This is a genomic window from Raineya orbicola, from assembly GCF_002843425.1.
GTDB lineage: Bacteria > Bacteroidota > Bacteroidia > Cytophagales > Thermonemataceae > Raineya > Raineya orbicola.
In genome coordinates this window covers 1-17360 of the sequence record NZ_NKXO01000015.1, presented here as the reverse complement: position 1 = coordinate 17360, position 17360 = coordinate 1, and the positions used below count along the sequence as shown (strand labels likewise).

The window sequence follows — 17360 nt, the reverse complement described above, 5'->3', positions numbered from 1 at the left end:
TATCATCATTTCCCTAAAAACTTCCTAAAATGTTCAATTACATAGCTGATTTCCTCTTGGGGCATAGGTACATACAAGGGCAAAATGATGCTTCTGTCACATAAATCTTCTGAAACAGGTAGTATTATATCGGAATAACCTTTGTAAGCCGTTTCGCGGTGAGCGGTCATTACGCCCGAACGCGTAGCAATGCCTACATCAAGAAGTTTTTGCATTAGCTCATCGCGGTTGATAGGGCAATTTTCTTTCAAATACACCGAATACGATTGATAATTTGAAAAATATCCCTCTCTTTCGTAAGGCAGGCGGAGGCAGTCAATATCGGCAAAAGCCTCGTGGTACTGAAAAGCAATTTTTCGGCGTTCGGCTACAATCCAATCCAATTTTTCGAGTTGTTTGATACCTACTGCGGCTTGAATATCGGTCATTCGGTAGTTGTAGCCTACTTCCAAGTGGTCGGTAATAAGGACTTTGTTGCTTTCGTGCCTCACTCTATCGTTGATAGCCATTCCGTGTTGGCGAAGTAGTTTGAGCCTTTGGGCGTAATCTTCTTTTGAAGTGGTTATCATACCGCCGTCGCCTGTGGTAATTACTTTGCGTGGGTGAAAAGAAAAGCAAACCAAATCGCTATGCGAGCCAATTTTTTTACCTTTGTACGCCGAACCTGCGGCACAAGCGGCATCTTCAATCAAAACCAAATTTTTTTCTTTGCAAAGAGCTTGAAACTCGTCAATATCGGCAGGCATACCAATTTGATGCACTATCAGAATGGCTTTGGTTTGGGGTGTAATTTTACGTTTTACGTCTTCAATATCCAAATTATATTCGGTATTGACTTCTGCGAAAACAGCTTTTGCTCCTACGTACCGAATACAATTTGCCGTAGCAATATATGAAAGCGAAGGACAGATGACCTCATCGCCCGCCTGAACGCCTGCAACAATCATTGCCAAATGCAGTGCGGTAGTGCAATTAGAAACCGCAACGGCATACTTTGTACCTGTGTAGGCGGCAAATTTTTCTTCAAATTCGGCTACCTTAGGACCTTGCGTTACCCAACCTGTCAGAATGGTATCGTAAGCATATTGAGCCTCTTGGCTATCAAGGTATGGTTTGGCTACGGGGATTTTCATAAGGTTTTAAGATTTTTTTTTGTTAGTAAGCCGTATACCAGAAAAAGTATAATAGAAACAATAGCTAATATAAAATAGCCTTTATCTTTTGTCCAAGGACCTCCTAAAAAATACCAGCTATCAAGATTAATATCACTTGAGATTCCTAAGTCATCAAATTTTAACCAAAATCTAGAAATAATTACGGAAATAATAGAATGAATTGCTAAAAAATTTGTGCTTAATACATTTTCAGGAATGCTTATAGCTGTTAGAAATGCTAAGAAAGGTAAAAAACCTATTAAAAGTCTTGTTTCAGATATAAAAATAAATAAAACTGAGTGCATCATCAATAACAGTAACATTCCGTATCCATATTTTTCTGCATTTTCGATAATTTTTTTGTAAAATATTAAACTGATAATAACTAATCCTCCCCAGTGAAATATGTGACTAAAAATAGCTAATAAGGGTCTTTGAACAGACATCAATAAAATTGTTTCTATCAATTTTATTGAATTTGTAGGTGATTGAATTTCTGGGTTAATTACGAAATATTTCAAAATAGTTTCTATCAATATCAAACAAGAAATCAATATGAAAAGGTATGATAAATTTGTATCCCACTCTTTTGATATAGTAATAAGTTTTTTTTGGAGATAGTTAGAGTAAGTATATAGAAGCGTAATTAAAACTAAAACATTTGTTATCATTGAAATAATGGAGATAATAATATTTAATTTTTCTGTACTCCAAAAGTAATAATTGGAAATATCAGGTATCCAAACAAATAACAGTCTCAATGCTAAATATGCATAAATAAGAGGTATCAAATATATGACGATCGTAATAACTCTTTTTTTTTGCATCCAGATTATCAAGCGAGTTAGTAGGTTATTATGAGCTTGAATACTATTATTTTTCTTGACAAAAAATAACACAAAAACCATCGGAGCTATTGTAGGGAAAGTAAGTACACCCGATAAGAAACAAAAAAAAGTTAGAATAGGTTTATTGAATATGTATGAGTATAGTAGTAATGTACTTAAAAAAAAAGCTGAGTAATCAGTTAAAACTGGATAGAAAGGAGCATTTTTTAGGAAAAAAAAGTTGAAAAATACTAGTGTGATAACAAAATAAGACCGCTTCAAACTCATATTTGTCTTTTGCGATATTTTGAAAAATAAAACTATTGAAAATGTAAAAAAAACAATATTGAGTATGTGAAAAGTTGTAAAAATAGTTTCGTCGGTAGGAACTATATTAAAAATATTAAGGAAAAGTTTAGTAATCAGACTTGGGAGAATTCTATGAGCATAATAGTTGTTAATATTTTGCACAATACACTCCTTTACGTAATATCCGTAAGTAGCTCCATCAAAGCCAAGTCCATTATTAAATCTGATATTATCGTAAAAGACACCAAAAATATAAAAAAGGATAGGTATTGCTCCTATTAGGAAATAAATATAGTTTATGCGTATTTTTTTCATAATTGGCTACGGATTTGGGGCATTTTACTTCCAATTTTCAATTTTAATTTCAGCTAAAAGATTTTTTGTTTCGGCTAATTTCTCATAATAAGCAATGGTTTCTTGCAAACCTTGCTCAAAGGTGTAATCGGATTTGAAATTAGTAAGTTTATAGAATTTTTGGGCATTTACCCACAAACGAGGCACATCGGCAGGACGTGCAGGCAAATAATCTATACCCAAGTTTTCTTTACCCATCACTTTGAGTAAATTTTCTAAAAGGAATTTGAGTGAGTATTCTACGCCTGTCCCAACGTTGATAGTTTCGCCGTTAAGCCGCTCGCCATTTTCAGAAAAACGCATTTTCAAAAGTTGGGAAAGAGCTTTGGCAGTATCTTTCACAAAAAAGAAATCACGAGTAATACTGCCATCGCCAAAAATTACAGGTTTTTCGTTGTACAAAGCTCTCACGATACTTCTGGGAATAACCTCACCGGCATCGCCTTCGTAATGGGCTCGGGGTCCGTAATTGTTGAAAATACGTAAAATCGTTACGGAAAGTCCGTAACATTCTTTGTAAGAAAGCGTATAATGCTCACCTGCCAATTTGCTTGCTCCATACACGGTGAGAGGCACAGTAGGGGCAGTTTCAGAAATAGGAAATTCTTGGGTTTTGCCGTAAATTTCGGAAGTAGAGATATAGAAAAAATGCTTGATTTTATGTTGTAAAGCGGCTTGAAGCACGTTGAGTGTTCCTTCGGCATTTACACGATGGTTTTCAAATGGGCTATGAATAGAATGCCGAACCCCCAAACAAGCCAAATGAAAAACAACTTCAACTCCTTCACAGGCTTTCAGGCAGTCATTTTTTTCTAAAATATCACCTTTCAGAAATTCAAAGTTGGGATTTTTCTGGGCTTCAGCAAGATTTTCTAACCTACCGTTTCTTAAATTATCAATTACTTTTACGGAATGTCCTTCGGCTAATAATGTATCGGTAAGATGCGAACCAATAAAACCTGCTCCGCCAGTGATGAGGATTTTCATATTTTTTTGTTTTTAATTTTCAATAATCTTATCAATAATAAACACGGGTCTATTGCGAGAAGCGTCTAATGTACGCCACAAATATTCTGCAATAATACCCAAAGAGATATTTGTAATACCAAATCCAATCATTAGTATTGAAGCCAAAGCCGTCCAACCTTCTTTGATGTCATCAAAGATAATTTTTCGGGCAATCAGATAAAAGGCAAATAAAGTACCGAATATAAAGAGTAAAATTCCTATCACACTCACCAAACGAATAGGAAAAAAAGAAAAAGCAACAAAGCTATCAATCATCAATTTGATTTTTTTTGCCAAAGTCCATTTAGATTTTCCTGCTTTGCGAGGTTGTTTTGGGTAAGTGATAGAACTTTGCGGGAAGCCCAATGTAAGTATTTGCAAAAAAATAGAAGAATTAGCCTCTATGTTTTCGTTGAGTAATTTTTGTACTTTTTGGCTAAACATCACAATATCAAAACCATTTTCAGGGAAATTTTTTACGGCAAATTTTTTCATTAGTTTGGCATAAAACCCTGAAAACCAACCTTGTTTTTCATTTCGGTAAGCCCAAATAATTTCTTTTTGTTTTTCAGTAATTTCTTGATGCAGTTTTACAACAAGCTCCAGCGGGTCTTGCAAATCGGCATACATAAAAGTAATGTATTTACCTTGTGCGTGCAAAATACCTGCCCGCAAAGCGGCGTGAGAGCCAAAATTTTTAGAAAGTTTGATAATTTTACAGGTATAAAATTCATGTTTTTGTTGTTGCAATAGTTCTAAAGAATTATCCGTAGAGCCATCATCAATAAAAATCACTTCAAAATTTAATTCCTTATTTTTTTTGCAAAATTCTCCCAAAGATTGCACTAAAAAAGGAATATTAGCTGACTCGTTGAGGAAGGGAATAAGGATAGTTATTTGTACCATTATTGTATTTCTCTTGCAGGATTACCTACTATTTTTTTGTTTTCTCCCACGGACTTAACCACATTTGTACCCATTCCGATAAGGGTATTTGAACCAACGGAAATATTATTGATAATATTTGAACCGCTACCTATGTAGCAGTTTTTACCAATTTTCGTAAAGCCCGCCACTACTATATTTGAGCCAATGCAGGTGTTATCTCCTATCTCCGTATCGTGGTGGATAACGCTATTAGGCAGAATAATCACATTATCACCAATTTTAGCATTTGCCGAGATAACTACGCCTGCCATAATCAGGCAGTTTGTGCCAATTGTGGCAAATTTAGAAACTTTCGCCGAAGGATGAATAATATTTACAAATCTTTCTTTGGCTACGCCTAAACTTGCAATGATTTCGCCTCTTTTCTTAAAATTATAAGGGCTTCCTATACAAGCAAGCACTTTGGCATCGGGGAAACATTCAAAAGCAGTTCTATCAAAAACTTCTATATCAAAATATTTTTTTCCAATTTTTTCAGGATTATCATCAACAAAGCCAATTACTCGGTATTTGCTTTCATCAATGCAATCTAAGGCTTCTATGCTATTGCCGCCACAAGGAAATATCAACAAAGGTGTCATTATTATTTTACTCAAAATTTATGTTTTCATACACTTGTTTCAAAGGTAATTTTACATCAAAATAAGTAAGCTCTATCGTTTCTTGCAAACTTTCATAGATGCGTTCTTCCCATACTTTTTCAGCTTTACGAGTATAAATAACCGCTTTGGGTTCATCTTGCCAAATAATCAAGTAGGTTTGTAAACTGGGTATAGCTTGGTATTCCAACACTTTTTCGCCTAAATCTATATGTTTAGTGCTTTTAGAAAGCACTTCCACAAGCATCACAGGATTTAAGACTTGATGATATTTGTTTCGTTTTTGTTCTTTCCAATTTACAATTACTAAATCAGGTTCTCTAAATCCGTCCTCACTATTTTTTGCAATAGCCGTTTTTTGTGGATAAATTGCAAAGCCTTTCTCTTTCAGCATAGAAGCTAAAAAAAACATAAGGTTTGCCAGTAAATCATCGTGTTTTTGCGTGGGCATAGTTTGGAAAAAAAGTAGGTTTTCGACGTTAAAATTATCAGAAAGGATAAAATCAATAATGCTTTCTTCAACGGGTTTTCCTGCGAATTTGTCCCAAATCAAACCATCGGAAAATTCAAAACCGCCCGACTCGCCCAGCCGTTCATAAAATTTCAAGAAGTCTTCAAAAGTATAAGTTTTTACTTCGCTTAGCATAATATCTCAAACTTGGGTGGTAAAAATATCCTTCAAATCAACTTCAAAACCTTGTAGTAGTTTAGATTGTACTTTGCCTTGTTCAGCTATAAATTGGTGCAAAATGTACTTGCCATTTTGTAAAGTAAAAATTTCAATCACCTTATTAGCGGGTTCTACAATCCAGTATTCTTTTACGCCAAATTGCTCGTAGAGGTCTTTTTTTTCAACGCTATCGCGGTAGAACGTAGAAGGCGAAATAATTTCTACAAGCAAATCAGGCACGCCCTCAAAGCCTCGCTTGGTAAGATATTTTAAGTTTTCGTTTGAAATAAAAACAATATCAGGTTGAACGACATTGTTTTCGTCTAAAATAACATCAAACGGAGCTACGGCTACTTGTCCTTTTTGGTTTCTCTTTACAAATAAGTGTAATTCAACACTCAAATCTCTTGAAATAAATTGATGTTCGGTATTAGGGGCAGGAGGCATAAAAAGTTCGTTAGCAATGATTTCACAACGAGTTTCTGTGGGAAATTCGTTCAGCAAATCTTGATAAGTGTATGTTTTGAGCAAAGTTTCCATAGCTTACATATTTTGAGGGAAAATATCCTTCAAATCCACTTCAAAGCCTTGTAGTAGTTTAGATTGTACTTTGCCTTGTTCAGCTATAAATTGGTGCAAAATGTACTTGCCATTTTGTAAAGTAAAAATTTCAATCACCTTATTAGCGGGTTCTACAATCCAGTATTCTTTTACGCCAAATTGCTCGTAAAGGTCTTTTTTTTCTACGCTGTCGCGATAGAATGTAGAGGGCGAAATAATTTCCACAACTAAATCAGGCACTCCCTCAAAACCACGTTTAGTAAGATGCTTTAAGTTTTCGTTTGAAATAAAAATAATATCAGGTTGAACGACATTGTTTTCGTCTAAAATAACATCAAAGGGAGCTATGTAAATTTTACCTAGTTGTTTATTTCTGACAAATAAAAGAATTTCTACGCTCAAATCGCGTGAAATATCTTGATGTTCGGTATTAGGGGCAGGAGGCATAAAAAGTTCATTATCAATAATTTCACAACGAGTTTCTGCGGGAAATTCGTTGTGAAAATCTTGATAGGTGTATGTTTTGAGCAGAGTTTCCATAGCCCGAATTTACAAAATTTTAGTAAGTATTCAAAACTTCAATGATATAACTTACTTCCTCATCGGTAAGTTCGGCAAACATAGGTAATGTGAGGCAATGTTCTGCCAGATACTCTGCATTGGGGCAGTCGCCTTTTTGGTAGCCCAAATGAGCGTACGCTTTTTGCAGATGACAAGGCACAGGGTAATGCAAACCTGGGAAAATTCCTTTTTCGTGGAGATATTTCATCAAATCATCTCGTTTTTCGGTAGTTACCACGAATAAATGATACACTGAATCGGCAAATTCGGGCTGGTGTTGCATTCGGATAGCCGAATTTTTGATTTCAGTTTGGTATCGTTTGGCTATTTCTTTTCGGCGGTTGTTCCAAGCGTCTAAATATTTGAGTTTTACACTTAAACTTACGGCTTCCAGCCCGCCCATACGCATATTATAGCCAATTTCGTCGTGGTAATACCGCACTACCGAGCCGTGATTTCGCAGACTTTGAATGTATTTGTAATATTTTTCGTTGTTCGTTGTAATTCCGCCTGCTTCGCCATAAGCCCCCAAATTTTTACCTGGGTAGAAACTAAAACAAGCCATTTCACCAAAACCGCCTACTCGTTTGCCTTTGTAATAGGCTCCGTGGGCTTGTGCGGCATCTTCAATGAGAAATAAATTGTGCTTTTCACAAATTGTTTTTACAGCATCAATATCAAAAGGTTGTCCGTAGAGGTGAACGCCTGCGATGGCTTTGGTTTTAGGCGTTATTTTTTCTTCAATTTTAGAGGCATCAATTTCCCACGTGTCGGCGGTACAATCTACAAAAACAGGGGTAGCATTGCAGTAGCTTACGCCCCAAGCTGTAGCGATAAATGTATTAGCGGGTACAATTACCTCATCACCTTGTTCAATACCCAAAGCCAGCATAGCCAAGTGCAAAGCCGAAGTGCCATTATCTACTCCCAAAGCAAATTGTGTTTGGCAGTAGTTAGCAAAATGTTTTTCAAATTCTTCTACATACTTGCCGCCTGAGAAAGCGGTGTTTTCACAAACTTCCTCAAAGCGGGCAAAAACTTCGGTTTTGATGCTTTGATACTGACGTTTGAGGTCAAGAAACGGGATTTTGTAGGTGGTTTCAGTCATATATTTTTAATTTCTTCGTTTGTCTATGCTTCAATAAATTTAATTACCTTGGCAGGATTTCCTACTACTATGGCATTGTCAGGCACGTCTTTGGTTACGACGGCTCCTGCACCTACTACGGCATTTTTACCGATTTTTATTCCGCCTAAAATAGTGGCTCCTGTGCCAATACTGGCTCGGTCTTCAACAATGGTTTCAACTAGTTTCCAGTCGGCTTCGGTTTGTAGAGAACCGTCAGCATTTACAGCACGCGGAAGCATATCGTTGATAAAACTTACATTATGCCCTACAAAAACGCCATCTCCGATTTTTACGCCTTCGCAAATAAACGTATGAGACGAGATTTTGCAGTTCTTACCAATGATAGCTCCTTTTTGTATTTCTACAAAAGAACCGATTTTTGAACCGTCGCCAATTTCGCATCCGTACAAATTGACAAACTTAAAAATTTTTACATTTTCGCCGACTTTTACGTTGCTGATAGACTGTCGTTCGTTTTCAATGTTAAGGATTTGCATAATTTAATGGTTTTATCTACTAAATTTGTCTTTTGTAAAAAGAAACCCAACCCTACAAAGAGAGCTGGCAAGAAAGGAAGCATATATCTTTGTTCAACAGCCTGAAATATAAACATAAAAAATAAAACTAACAACAAAGGCGTAATGCTAACAATTAGTGTTTCTTTGAAATTAGTCCTTATCCACCAAAGATTCAGAAACATAATTACGTAAAGCGATATGTGAAACACAACTAAACAATACCTAACAATATTCAATATCTGAATGTGCCTGAATGGCTCTTGAAAACAGTAAATGTGTGCTGTGTTGGAGTGCAAAACAATCAGCCCCAATTGTTTAAGTGGATTAAGTACATAATATCTGAAAGGGTATCTTTGCTTAAACCTACTTACAAACCCATCAAAGAGAGCGGCTACTTTCCACTGCTCGGCTGTATATTCCGAAGGCATGGGAATATTTTTATCAAAATAGGGCTTTTGGGAAAGCAATAAAGTTTGGTAAGCTATAAGCGATTGATTGATTTCTGTTTTATCAATTATTTGGGTAATGTAGTTAGGTATTTTTGCTACAAACTTCTCGCGATACACTTGGCTTGTATCCCCTTTTTTTATGGCGGCATAAAACATACCCAAATGAATTTCATTCATTTTATCGCCGTCAGGTTCCCAGCATTTTACAAAGTTCCAGAGAGCGTTAAATTCAGGTTTTACACGGTCTAAGTTTTCGGGGTGTGTTGCTTTTTCTAAAAATACAAGTTTGCCTGTAATCAACCAATTTCGTACCGCCCAAGTCATTAGCATAACACCTGCTACCGCGAAAATCAAAAAGTTTGTTTTTAGGTGTTGTAATTTTTGGGTAATGGGATAATCTTTATTCAAAAAATACAATAAAATCAGTCCTGCAAGCCCCATGTAAGGGCGTGTGAGAATGGCGTATCCTAAAAAAAACGAGGCTATGGCATAGTTAAGTACTTTATCCTTTTCACGATTGTTAGCTTTGAGTAAAAAGTAAAGAAAAAATATGAAAAGCAAAGGCGAAATACTTTCTGTTAAGGTATAGAAAGCATAACTATAGAAATAAGGTAAGATGATATAAGAAGACATCATCAAAATTTTTACAATTTTTGAGAAACGCAAGAAGCAAAGAATTTTTGATAAAAACAATATACGGAAGCAAAAAAAAGTAAATGTTGGACAATAATCAGAACTACTAAGCCCCAATGGTATCCAAATAAACTAACAAATACGAAATAAAGCAAAGGATACCCAGGTACACGTCTAAAATAGCTGCCTTTACCTACAGGCTCATCGCTGTTTTGCATGCTATACATCGAAAAGCGCCAACCATGTCCCTTCAGATAATTATTTGTATAAGATAAGTAGTACTCATTGTCAATAGAATTGAAAGAGGTACCCCTGAATAAAGAATAAGCGGGTGATGGATAGGCTTTTCTTAATTGAAATTCTGCGACATCGAAAATTGCTACCAATAGAAAAGAGAGCAACAATGGTATAATTACTTTCTTAGGCATAAGTTATTAAATAATTACTTCTTCTCCTTTATTTTTAATCGACTTCTGCGAAGCCTCTAAAATTTGCACTACCAAAGCTCCTATCTCAGCGGTAGCTCGTGGCTTTTTGCTTTGTAAAATGGCTTCTGTAAAGTCTTGTGCCATTGCAAAGAGAGCTTCTGTACCTTCTAATTTAGGCACATAAATATCGCCTACGCGATAATCTACTAAAATTTTAGTTTTATCTTCTTCGTTTTTTAGCTCATAACCTGTATCATAGACTTTAATTTTTTCGGTGGCTTCCAAATCGTTCCAAACAATCATTTTTTTATCGCCGCCTACAAGCATTTGCCGAACCTTCACGGGCGAACTCCAAGAACAATTAAAATGGGCAATTTTATTAGAAGCAAAGTGCAAAGTGAGATAAGCAATATTTTCAATGCCATTGTTCGTGTGCGAAATACCTACGGCTTGCACGGCTATTGGTTTTTCGTTCATCAGATAGTAGCAAATAGAAATATCGTGTGCTGCCAAATCCCACAATACATTTACATCAGGTTGAAAAAGCCCTAAATTGATGCGTGTAGAGTCAATGTAATTGATATTACCGATTGTGCCACTTTCTACCAATTCTTTCATCTTTTGCACTGCACCTGTGTAGAGAAAGGTGTGGTCGCACATCAGTATAAGCCCTTTCTTTTCTGCCAAATTGATAAGCTCTTGAGCTTGGGCATAAGTCGAAGTCATAGGCTTTTCTACCACTACGTGCTTACCTGCTTCCAAGCATTTTTTGGCAAGCTCGTAATGCGTGAAAACAGGTGTAGCAATCGCTACTGCATCAACTTTACCGAGAAACTCCTCTAACGAAGTAGTTACCTCTACCGTAGGATAAGATTTTTGTAAATTTTCTAATTTTGATTTATCAAAATCTAAAACTACTTTGAGCGTAGCTTTCTTTTGAGCGTAAAAATTTCTTACGAGGTTTTTGCCCCAATAACCATAGCCAATAATACCAACATTCATAATTTTGGAAAAATCAAGTGCAAACTTTGTGGCAAGATAAAGATTTTCGTAATTTTGCACAAAAAATTTAATTCATAATGACAACCCAAACCCCGCAAGCCCACATTCTTTCGCAAAGAGTTGTAGAATTGCACGAATCGCAAACTTTGGAAATGGCTGCCAAAGCCCGTCAGTTGAAAGCTCAAGGTTTTGATGTAATCAATCTTACCTTAGGCGAACCCGACTTCAACACCCCCGAATACATCAAAGAAGCCGCTAAAAAAGCCATTGATGAAAATTTTTCTTTTTACACTCCTGTACCTGCGATTTTAGAACTTCGCGAAGCCATTGCCGCTAAACTTCGTAGAGATAATCAGTTAGACGTAAAAGCTGAAAATATTGTAGTTTCCACAGGGGCGAAGCAGTCGCTTATCAATACGATTTTGGCACTTATCAATCCGGGTGATGAAGTGATTGTTTTTGCACCTTATTGGGTGAGCTATATTCCTATGATACAACTTGCACAAGGCAAAGCAGTGATTGTAGAAGGCAAAATTGAAAATGGCTTTAAGGTTAATCCCCAAGACTTACAAAACGCTATTACCCCTAAAACCAAAGCTGTGATTTACTCTTCACCTTCTAATCCCACAGGTACGGTGTATTCCAAAGAGGAACTGAAGGCTTTTGCGGATATTCTTGCCCCTTATGAAAATATTTACATTATTGCTGATGAAATCTATGAGTACATCACTTTTGAGAGGAATTATTGGAGCATTGGGGCTTTTGAAAATGTCAAAAACCGAACTATTACCGTGAATGGCTTTTCTAAAAGTTTTGCTATGACAGGCTGGCGAGTGGGTTACATTGCCGCACCGAAGGTTATTGCTGATGCCTGCACCAAAATTCAAGGGCAATTTACTTCGGCAACTTGCTCAATAGCTCAAAAAGCGGCTCTGGCTGCCATTACAGGCGATATTTCCTTTACACAAGAAATGAAAAAAGCCTATCTACGCCGCAGAGATTTAGTGTTGGACTTGCTGAAAGATACGCCAACTATCAAAACTTACGTTCCACAAGGGGCATTTTATCTTTTCCCTGATGTGAGCTATTATTTCGGAAAATCTGATGGAAAAACCACTATTCGCAATGCTTACGACTTGTGTATGTATTTGCTCAATGAGGCTTACGTGGCACTCGTAGATGGTGAAGGGTTTGGAGCTAAAAATTGCATACGCATTTCTTTTGCCGCCGCAGATGAAAAACTCGTGGAGGGGGTAAAACGTATGAAAGAAGCTCTAAATCGTTTGAAATAACTTCAAAGCCTCATCTTCTTTGGCTCGCATTTGAGCTTGTTCTTGTGGGGCTTTGTCTTGGTAGCCTAAAAGATGTAAAACTCCGTGAATAATCACACGTTGTAATTCTTGCTCAAAACTTACTTGTAGGTTTTGAGCATTTTCTTTTACTCGCTCTACGCTAATGAAAATATCGCCTTCTATGAGATTTTTCTCATCTGAATTGTCAAACGTAATAATATCTGTGTAATCGTCGTGGGCAAGATATTCAACATTGATTTTATGCAGGTATTCATCATTGCAAAAGATAAAATTTAACTCGCCAAGCTGATAGTTTTCTTGCAAAATAATTTCTTTTATCCAACGCCTCACTTTTAGAGCATTGGTGAGTTTGAATGAAATATTTTCCACGAAAAAATGTATTGCCATACTGAAAGCGGTTTTGCTGAAACCTCACAAAAATGGGTATAAAATTTTAACCCAACAAAAAAGCCTCAAAAATTTTTGAGGCTATGTTTTTTTGCTGGTTTCTTATTTCACGTTACTGCTTTACAAATTTAGCAGTTAGCATTTCGCCATTTTCTGTTTGCAAACGTATGATATACAAGCCTTTGGGCAAGTTTTGCAATTTTTCGGTAAGTTGTGTTTCTGTGGTTTCCAAATTACCGACTACTTCGGCAAGAATTTTACCTGTCTGACTTAAAATTTGTATGCTGATGCTGTTTATTTCATTTCTTGCACCAAGAGCCACTCTTACGAAATCTTTTTCGGAGGCAGGGTTAGGGTAAATGAGTAGTTGTACTGCTTTGGTTTTATCCAAACTGATGGTTTGCGAATATCGGAAGGTTTTATTGGTTTCTACCACTCGGAGGCGGTAATAGCTTAAACCTGCAAAATCTTTATCTATGAAGCTGTATGCATTGAGGTTTGCATTTTTAGCATTTACAAAGCCAATTTTACGAAACTCGCGATTGTCAGTAGATTTTTCCACTTCAAAACCTGCAATATTTAGCTCGGAGGCAGTTTGCCAAGTTAATTCAGCTTCGCCTTTGTGATTGATTTTTCCTTTGAAGGTAAGCAATTCCAAAGGCAGAGGATTGAAACTATTAGCACTTGCAAGTGTAAAAGGGCTAAAAGAACTAATTGCGGCACCGCTACGAATAGCATTAGTAGGAATAAGCGTTGCAGTAGTGTTGCCGTGGTCTCGCCAAACGGCTCCGTCCCAGCGGGCTACTCGTAAGGCACTTTCTTGCCCCGTGGTAATGCCACAACTGCGAGTATTGTCGTAGCTCAACTCTACAAAAACATTGGAAGTGCCATTGGTTCTATTCAAAATCCAGTGTTCGCAGTTACCTACGTGGTCAAGGGTGGGGTCTTTGGAAAGAATACTATAAGGGGTAGGATACACTCGGTCGTAGGTAGCTGTAAAATGGTCGGTGGTGTTTGCAGGAGCGGAAATAGCAATAGGAGCATAAAAACCATCATCACCCACAGGGAACACAAAAGCATCGTTCCCCACTTTACGAACCCAACCATTTACGTAGCTATTGTTATTGGCTCCCGTGGTAGTAGCATTATCCAAGAACTCCATTCTTGCGGTGGTAGCATTAGGAGCATTGACTCTGCCTGCTGTAAAAGTTGCAGAACCTGAAATTTCAGCATTGGTGCTATTGAGTGTTACATTACCGCCTGTTTTATTGAAAACGATGTTATAAAAACGCTCTACACCACCTTGCGTGGTAATAGTCTGATTAAGTCCACCTCGGAAATGCACCGAGCCGTTGCCTTCTGTAAAGAAACTTTGCCCCTTTTGGTTATCCCAGTTACCATAGACCTCTAATGTATGCGTGCCAGAGGCAGGAAAGGTAAGGGTTCTATTAGTGCTACTTGCTATTGTGAGTTTTCTCGCTTGGGCTATATCTGAAAATTCATCGGAATAGGAAGCTGTTGCATCAATGGTGGGATTATTACCAGTGGTTAGTTCTATGGAAACATCAGTTGTATTATCAGGTACTCTAAAATCGTCCCAATTATTGCAATCAAACCAATTGCTATTAAAGCCGCCCAGCCACTTGCCAGATACCATAGTTCCTGGATTTATAGTAACTGAAGCGGGAAATGGAGAAGCCGCCCAATTAGTACAGCTACTATAGGAAGTCCAATTAGAGGGATTTTTAACCCTATCTATCCATTCTCTTTGAGTAGCGGCTGTTATTACACCATTATATCTTGACCAGTCAGTGGCGGAAGTTGGAGCGGCACTGAAACAACGCATATTCGGATATAGACTTGAATGATACGATTTATTTGAACTGTAAGGAGGAATTTCAAAATCATTCCAAGCAGAATTAGTTGAAAATGCAAATAGAAATTTACCCCCTACATAACTCGCATCAGCACTCCCAACACTCGTTCCCATATTCCAAGTACCTCCTTGCATAAAGTAAAGTTGGTCTCCACCCATATTTAAGGCTAAACTCGTACCAGGAAAATTGATATTTGAAAAAGACCAATCAGGTGCAGTTGGTAAATCTCCGGAAGTATAAGTTTTAAATACAATTTTAGTTCCAGCTGTTATGCCAGGTCCATTGTAAGTAGCTCTTACTGTTCCTTCAGAATTTCTCCAAAAACCCGTAGAGGCACTATATCCGTTATCGGTAATATCAATTGTTGTGCCTGTTGTTATGTTCTTAAAGCATATCCACTCAATTACATCTACGTTGTGATTTGCTTCGCAACCTCCAGCTTTCGCATCTACTCCAACTATCATTACATCACCTGGTTCTAAAATAGTTGAAGGGGATATTTCATCATCTATGATTGTTATAGTGATTTGATGAAGAGAACCAATACTACAACCTCCAGTGGGCGATTGAAGCTCAAGAATAATAGTCTTATTCCCATCGGCAACAAAGTCATCAATTATGGGAATATTGATAGTTTGGGTAGTACTTGTGCCGTCAAAATTAAGTGTTGTAGGTGAGGAAAATGTGAATTCTACACTGGGTACGGCTGTTCCTCCTATTCTAACAACGTTTACGTTACAGACTGCCGCCGTGCTTTGATTAACCACTACACTAACGTTAGCACCGTTTTCGGCAATAGAAGTAGCAGAAGCAGCAAAGGAAAATGAAGGAGCTGTCGGTACTACAGTGCCATTGATGTATAGGTTTAATATCTGAGAATTGCCTGTACCAGAGTTAAATAGGTATACTCTAAAACGAATACTAGTGGTTGGTACGGAGGTTGTCCAAGTAGCAGTAGTTGTAGTACCACATCCAGCATTATTAGGGGAGTCATCAGATCCTTTGTCAATCCAGGTTACGCCACCATCAACACTGTAAGCTAATCTTGCAGATTGAGGACCTGAACCACTTCGCCTCAATCCTACTGAAAATCCTGTTACACTTAAGCTATATCCAGAGTTAGCACTTAGAATCACTTGAACAGCAGTGTGAGAGGTAGAATATGTAGCTGAAGTCGAGTGACTAGTTGAACTAAACCCTGTACTACAAGGTGATCCTGGTGCGGTAGCACCATTTTCTCTTGTGAGATTTCCTCCTGTGGCATTCGCAGCAACAGAATTAGGATTGCCTGATGTGTTGTTTGTGTATTCATATATGAATTGTCCATTTACTTCGGAAAATAGCAAGAATAAAGCCCCGATACAGAACAAAGCAATAATTTTCTTCATACCTAAAAAGTTTTGTTTGTGAATGCAAAATTACATAGCTTTATTCAATGAGATAAAAGATAGTAACCAGCAGAAATCGGTTTTAACAAAAAAATAATATTGTTAAAGCTCAATTTGCAAAAAAATAATGTAGGAACATCAAATAGAAGTGAGTTTTTGAAAGAAAATTTGCCAATTTTTTTGACATTGTTCTACCCAAAATTTTTCAATTTCCCGCTCTTGGATATTGTAGCGTACATACCACATAAAAAAAGTATTATTTATCTGTAATTTTTTAATTTTTTCCGTGTTGTAAGTTTTATTACGAAAAGAAATATTTACAAGTTGAAGTAGTTTTTGCTTTATGAAAGTGCTTTTGAGTTCTTTTTTTGCAATGCTATCTTTTTTAAGGAAAGATTGACTTTTGTAAAAGCTATCCAAGGCTTGGGTGCTTTGTAGCATAAAGGCGTTGTAGAGCGAGTCGTCGTGTAACTCATCAAGGTAAAAGTTCATTTGAGGGCTTTTTTTGCCAAATTTTTTCTCTAAAAACTGCATAGCCCCTTTTTTGCCTACAAAAGAAGCAATATTTTCGTTGAAATTGACACTATCTTTCAGGTAAATGGTGCTGTGCGTAAGCTCGTGAATGATGAGTTCGGCAAGTTCGCCTTCGGAAAGAGCGAGCATTGAGGATAAAACAGGGTCTTTGAAATAACCCAAAGTACTCCAACCTCGCACTTGGCTGATATCTACATCAAAACCCTGCTCGGCAAGCTCTGCCGAATCGGCTTCGGCATACTTTCGGTTAAAATGACCTTTGTACGAAAACTTGCCCAAAAAGCCAAATTTCCATTCGTAAGGCGTTAGTTCAAAGGGCTTGCAAGCCGTAACTACCCAAAGCAAAGGTTTGCCTTTTTGGTCGTAAAAAGTGGTGTAATTTTGTGTTTGCTTTAAGCCTAATTCTTTTTCTGCAAAATCCTTTACTTCCTGAATGTAACGAAGTTTGCTTTTGAGGCTATCGCTTGTGGTACTATCTTGTAAAATTTCTTTAATGGGGCGGGTGTTCCAAATAATTTGCAGTTGTCCATAGCCTTGTCTTATCCCGTAAAGCAGTAAATTCCAATAATAAATTACAAAAAATAACGTGAGTTAAGCGGCAATATCTTGAAAAAGTTCAAAATTTGTAAGTAGATTTTTTTCTTGAAAATCTCTAATAGTGGGCTTTTTATCTAGGAATTTGTAGGCAATAATTCCAGACCACAAATTGAC

17 protein-coding genes are annotated in these 17360 nt (G+C 37.0%); 1 reads left to right on the top strand and 16 read right to left on the bottom strand.

Annotated features, from left to right (window positions below):
* Nucleotides 1-5: 5 nt before the first annotated feature.
* Genes Rain11_RS05785 through Rain11_RS05725 form a run of 13 tightly spaced genes read right to left on the bottom strand, consistent with a single transcriptional unit; the run spans nt 6 to nt 11150 of the window.
* Nucleotides 6-1133, bottom strand: a complete 1128-nt coding sequence (locus Rain11_RS05785) for a DegT/DnrJ/EryC1/StrS family aminotransferase (RefSeq protein ID WP_101358400.1) — start codon at nt 1131-1133, stop codon at nt 6-8.
* A complete protein-coding gene (locus tag Rain11_RS05780; RefSeq protein WP_101358399.1) occupies nt 1130-2605 on the bottom strand; it encodes a hypothetical protein in 1476 nt (491 codons plus the stop codon). The genes Rain11_RS05785 and Rain11_RS05780 overlap by 4 nt, the downstream gene beginning before the upstream one ends.
* Before the next feature lie 24 nt (nt 2606-2629).
* Complete coding sequence (locus tag Rain11_RS05775; protein WP_101358398.1) at nt 2630-3631, bottom strand: GDP-mannose 4,6-dehydratase; 1002 nt, start codon at nt 3629-3631, stop codon at nt 2630-2632.
* Between the two features lie 12 nt (nt 3632-3643).
* Nucleotides 3644-4558, bottom strand: coding sequence for a glycosyltransferase (locus Rain11_RS05770; protein ID WP_101358397.1), 915 nt, complete (start codon nt 4556-4558; stop codon nt 3644-3646).
* The gene (locus Rain11_RS05765) at nt 4558-5181 is read right to left on the bottom strand and encodes an acetyltransferase (RefSeq protein WP_101358396.1); all 624 of its coding nucleotides are present in this window, start codon (nt 5179-5181) and stop codon (nt 4558-4560) included. The genes Rain11_RS05770 and Rain11_RS05765 overlap by 1 nt, the downstream gene beginning before the upstream one ends.
* Nucleotides 5182-5188: 7 nt before the next feature.
* On the bottom strand, nt 5189-5845 hold the full coding sequence (locus tag Rain11_RS05760; RefSeq protein ID WP_101358395.1) for a Uma2 family endonuclease: 657 nt from the start codon (nt 5843-5845) through the stop codon (nt 5189-5191).
* Between the two features lie 6 nt (nt 5846-5851).
* Entirely contained in the window at nt 5852-6409 is a 558-nt protein-coding gene (locus tag Rain11_RS05755; protein ID WP_101358394.1) for a Uma2 family endonuclease, read from the bottom strand.
* A gap of 3 nt (nt 6410-6412) precedes the next feature.
* Nucleotides 6413-6970: a Uma2 family endonuclease gene (locus Rain11_RS05750; RefSeq protein WP_101358393.1), complete on the bottom strand. Its 558-nt coding sequence runs from the start codon at nt 6968-6970 to the stop codon at nt 6413-6415.
* Between the two features lie 19 nt (nt 6971-6989).
* Nucleotides 6990-8099 carry a DegT/DnrJ/EryC1/StrS family aminotransferase gene (locus tag Rain11_RS05745; RefSeq protein ID WP_101358392.1) on the bottom strand — a complete coding sequence of 370 codons (1110 nt, stop codon included), beginning with the start codon at nt 8097-8099 and terminating at the stop codon, nt 6990-6992.
* A gap of 23 nt (nt 8100-8122) precedes the next feature.
* Entirely contained in the window at nt 8123-8617 is a 495-nt protein-coding gene (locus Rain11_RS14140) for an acyltransferase (RefSeq protein WP_101358391.1), read from the bottom strand.
* The gene (locus tag Rain11_RS05735) at nt 8569-9720 is read right to left on the bottom strand and encodes a glycosyltransferase family 39 protein (RefSeq protein ID WP_165778083.1); all 1152 of its coding nucleotides are present in this window, start codon (nt 9718-9720) and stop codon (nt 8569-8571) included. Before Rain11_RS05735 ends, Rain11_RS14140 begins: the two co-directional genes overlap by 49 nt.
* 11 nt (nt 9721-9731) lie before the next feature.
* Nucleotides 9732-10148 (bottom strand): hypothetical protein, encoded by a 417-nt coding sequence (locus Rain11_RS13990; protein WP_101358389.1) that lies wholly within the window; start codon nt 10146-10148, stop codon nt 9732-9734.
* 6 nt (nt 10149-10154) lie between these two features.
* Nucleotides 10155-11150, bottom strand: coding sequence for a Gfo/Idh/MocA family protein (locus Rain11_RS05725; protein WP_243390548.1), 996 nt, complete (start codon nt 11148-11150; stop codon nt 10155-10157).
* 77 nt (nt 11151-11227) lie between these two features.
* On the opposite strand from Rain11_RS05725, the gene Rain11_RS05720 reads away from it, so the two are divergent.
* Nucleotides 11228-12442 carry a pyridoxal phosphate-dependent aminotransferase gene (locus Rain11_RS05720; RefSeq protein WP_101358388.1) on the top strand — a complete coding sequence of 405 codons (1215 nt, stop codon included), beginning with the start codon at nt 11228-11230 and terminating at the stop codon, nt 12440-12442.
* Here the strand turns inward: Rain11_RS05720 and ybeY are convergent.
* From ybeY to Rain11_RS05705, 3 genes are all read right to left on the bottom strand, one after another.
* Nucleotides 12425-12850: an rRNA maturation RNase YbeY gene (ybeY, locus tag Rain11_RS05715; RefSeq protein WP_101358387.1), complete on the bottom strand. Its 426-nt coding sequence runs from the start codon at nt 12848-12850 to the stop codon at nt 12425-12427. The two genes, Rain11_RS05720 and ybeY, sit on opposite strands and share 18 nt — an antisense overlap.
* Before the next feature lie 112 nt (nt 12851-12962).
* On the bottom strand, nt 12963-16115 hold the full coding sequence (locus Rain11_RS05710) for a T9SS type A sorting domain-containing protein (protein ID WP_101358386.1): 3153 nt from the start codon (nt 16113-16115) through the stop codon (nt 12963-12965).
* A gap of 138 nt (nt 16116-16253) precedes the next feature.
* Complete coding sequence (locus Rain11_RS05705) at nt 16254-17192, bottom strand: aminopeptidase (RefSeq protein WP_262502164.1); 939 nt, start codon at nt 17190-17192, stop codon at nt 16254-16256.
* Between the last annotated feature and the right edge of the window lie 168 nt (nt 17193-17360).

What these genes read in the sequence shown, in the direction of transcription:
- Rain11_RS05785 (WP_101358400.1), bottom strand. Translation starts at nt 1,133, where the DNA reads ATGAAAATCCCCGTAGCCAAACCATACCTTGATAGCCAAGAGGCTCAA.
- Rain11_RS05780 (WP_101358399.1), bottom strand. Translation starts at nt 2,605, where the DNA reads ATGAAAAAAATACGCATAAACTATATTTATTTCCTAATAGGAGCAATA.
- Rain11_RS05775 (WP_101358398.1), bottom strand. Translation starts at nt 3,631, where the DNA reads ATGAAAATCCTCATCACTGGCGGAGCAGGTTTTATTGGTTCGCATCTT.
- Rain11_RS05770 (WP_101358397.1), bottom strand. Translation starts at nt 4,558, where the DNA reads ATGGTACAAATAACTATCCTTATTCCCTTCCTCAACGAGTCAGCTAAT.
- Rain11_RS05765 (WP_101358396.1), bottom strand. Translation starts at nt 5,181, where the DNA reads ATGACACCTTTGTTGATATTTCCTTGTGGCGGCAATAGCATAGAAGCC.
- Rain11_RS05760 (WP_101358395.1), bottom strand. Translation starts at nt 5,845, where the DNA reads ATGCTAAGCGAAGTAAAAACTTATACTTTTGAAGACTTCTTGAAATTT.
- Rain11_RS05755 (WP_101358394.1), bottom strand. Translation starts at nt 6,409, where the DNA reads ATGGAAACTTTGCTCAAAACATACACTTATCAAGATTTGCTGAACGAA.
- Rain11_RS05750 (WP_101358393.1), bottom strand. Translation starts at nt 6,970, where the DNA reads ATGGAAACTCTGCTCAAAACATACACCTATCAAGATTTTCACAACGAA.
- Rain11_RS05745 (WP_101358392.1), bottom strand. Translation starts at nt 8,099, where the DNA reads ATGACTGAAACCACCTACAAAATCCCGTTTCTTGACCTCAAACGTCAG.
- Rain11_RS14140 (WP_101358391.1), bottom strand. Translation starts at nt 8,617, where the DNA reads ATGCAAATCCTTAACATTGAAAACGAACGACAGTCTATCAGCAACGTA.
- Rain11_RS05735 (WP_165778083.1), bottom strand. Translation starts at nt 9,720, where the DNA reads ATGTCTTCTTATATCATCTTACCTTATTTCTATAGTTATGCTTTCTAT.
- Rain11_RS13990 (WP_101358389.1), bottom strand. Translation starts at nt 10,148, where the DNA reads ATGCCTAAGAAAGTAATTATACCATTGTTGCTCTCTTTTCTATTGGTA.
- Rain11_RS05725 (WP_243390548.1), bottom strand. Translation starts at nt 11,150, where the DNA reads ATGAATGTTGGTATTATTGGCTATGGTTATTGGGGCAAAAACCTCGTA.
- Rain11_RS05720 (WP_101358388.1), top strand. Translation starts at nt 11,228, where the DNA reads ATGACAACCCAAACCCCGCAAGCCCACATTCTTTCGCAAAGAGTTGTA.
- ybeY (WP_101358387.1), bottom strand. Translation starts at nt 12,850, where the DNA reads ATGGCAATACATTTTTTCGTGGAAAATATTTCATTCAAACTCACCAAT.
- Rain11_RS05710 (WP_101358386.1), bottom strand. Translation starts at nt 16,115, where the DNA reads ATGAAGAAAATTATTGCTTTGTTCTGTATCGGGGCTTTATTCTTGCTA.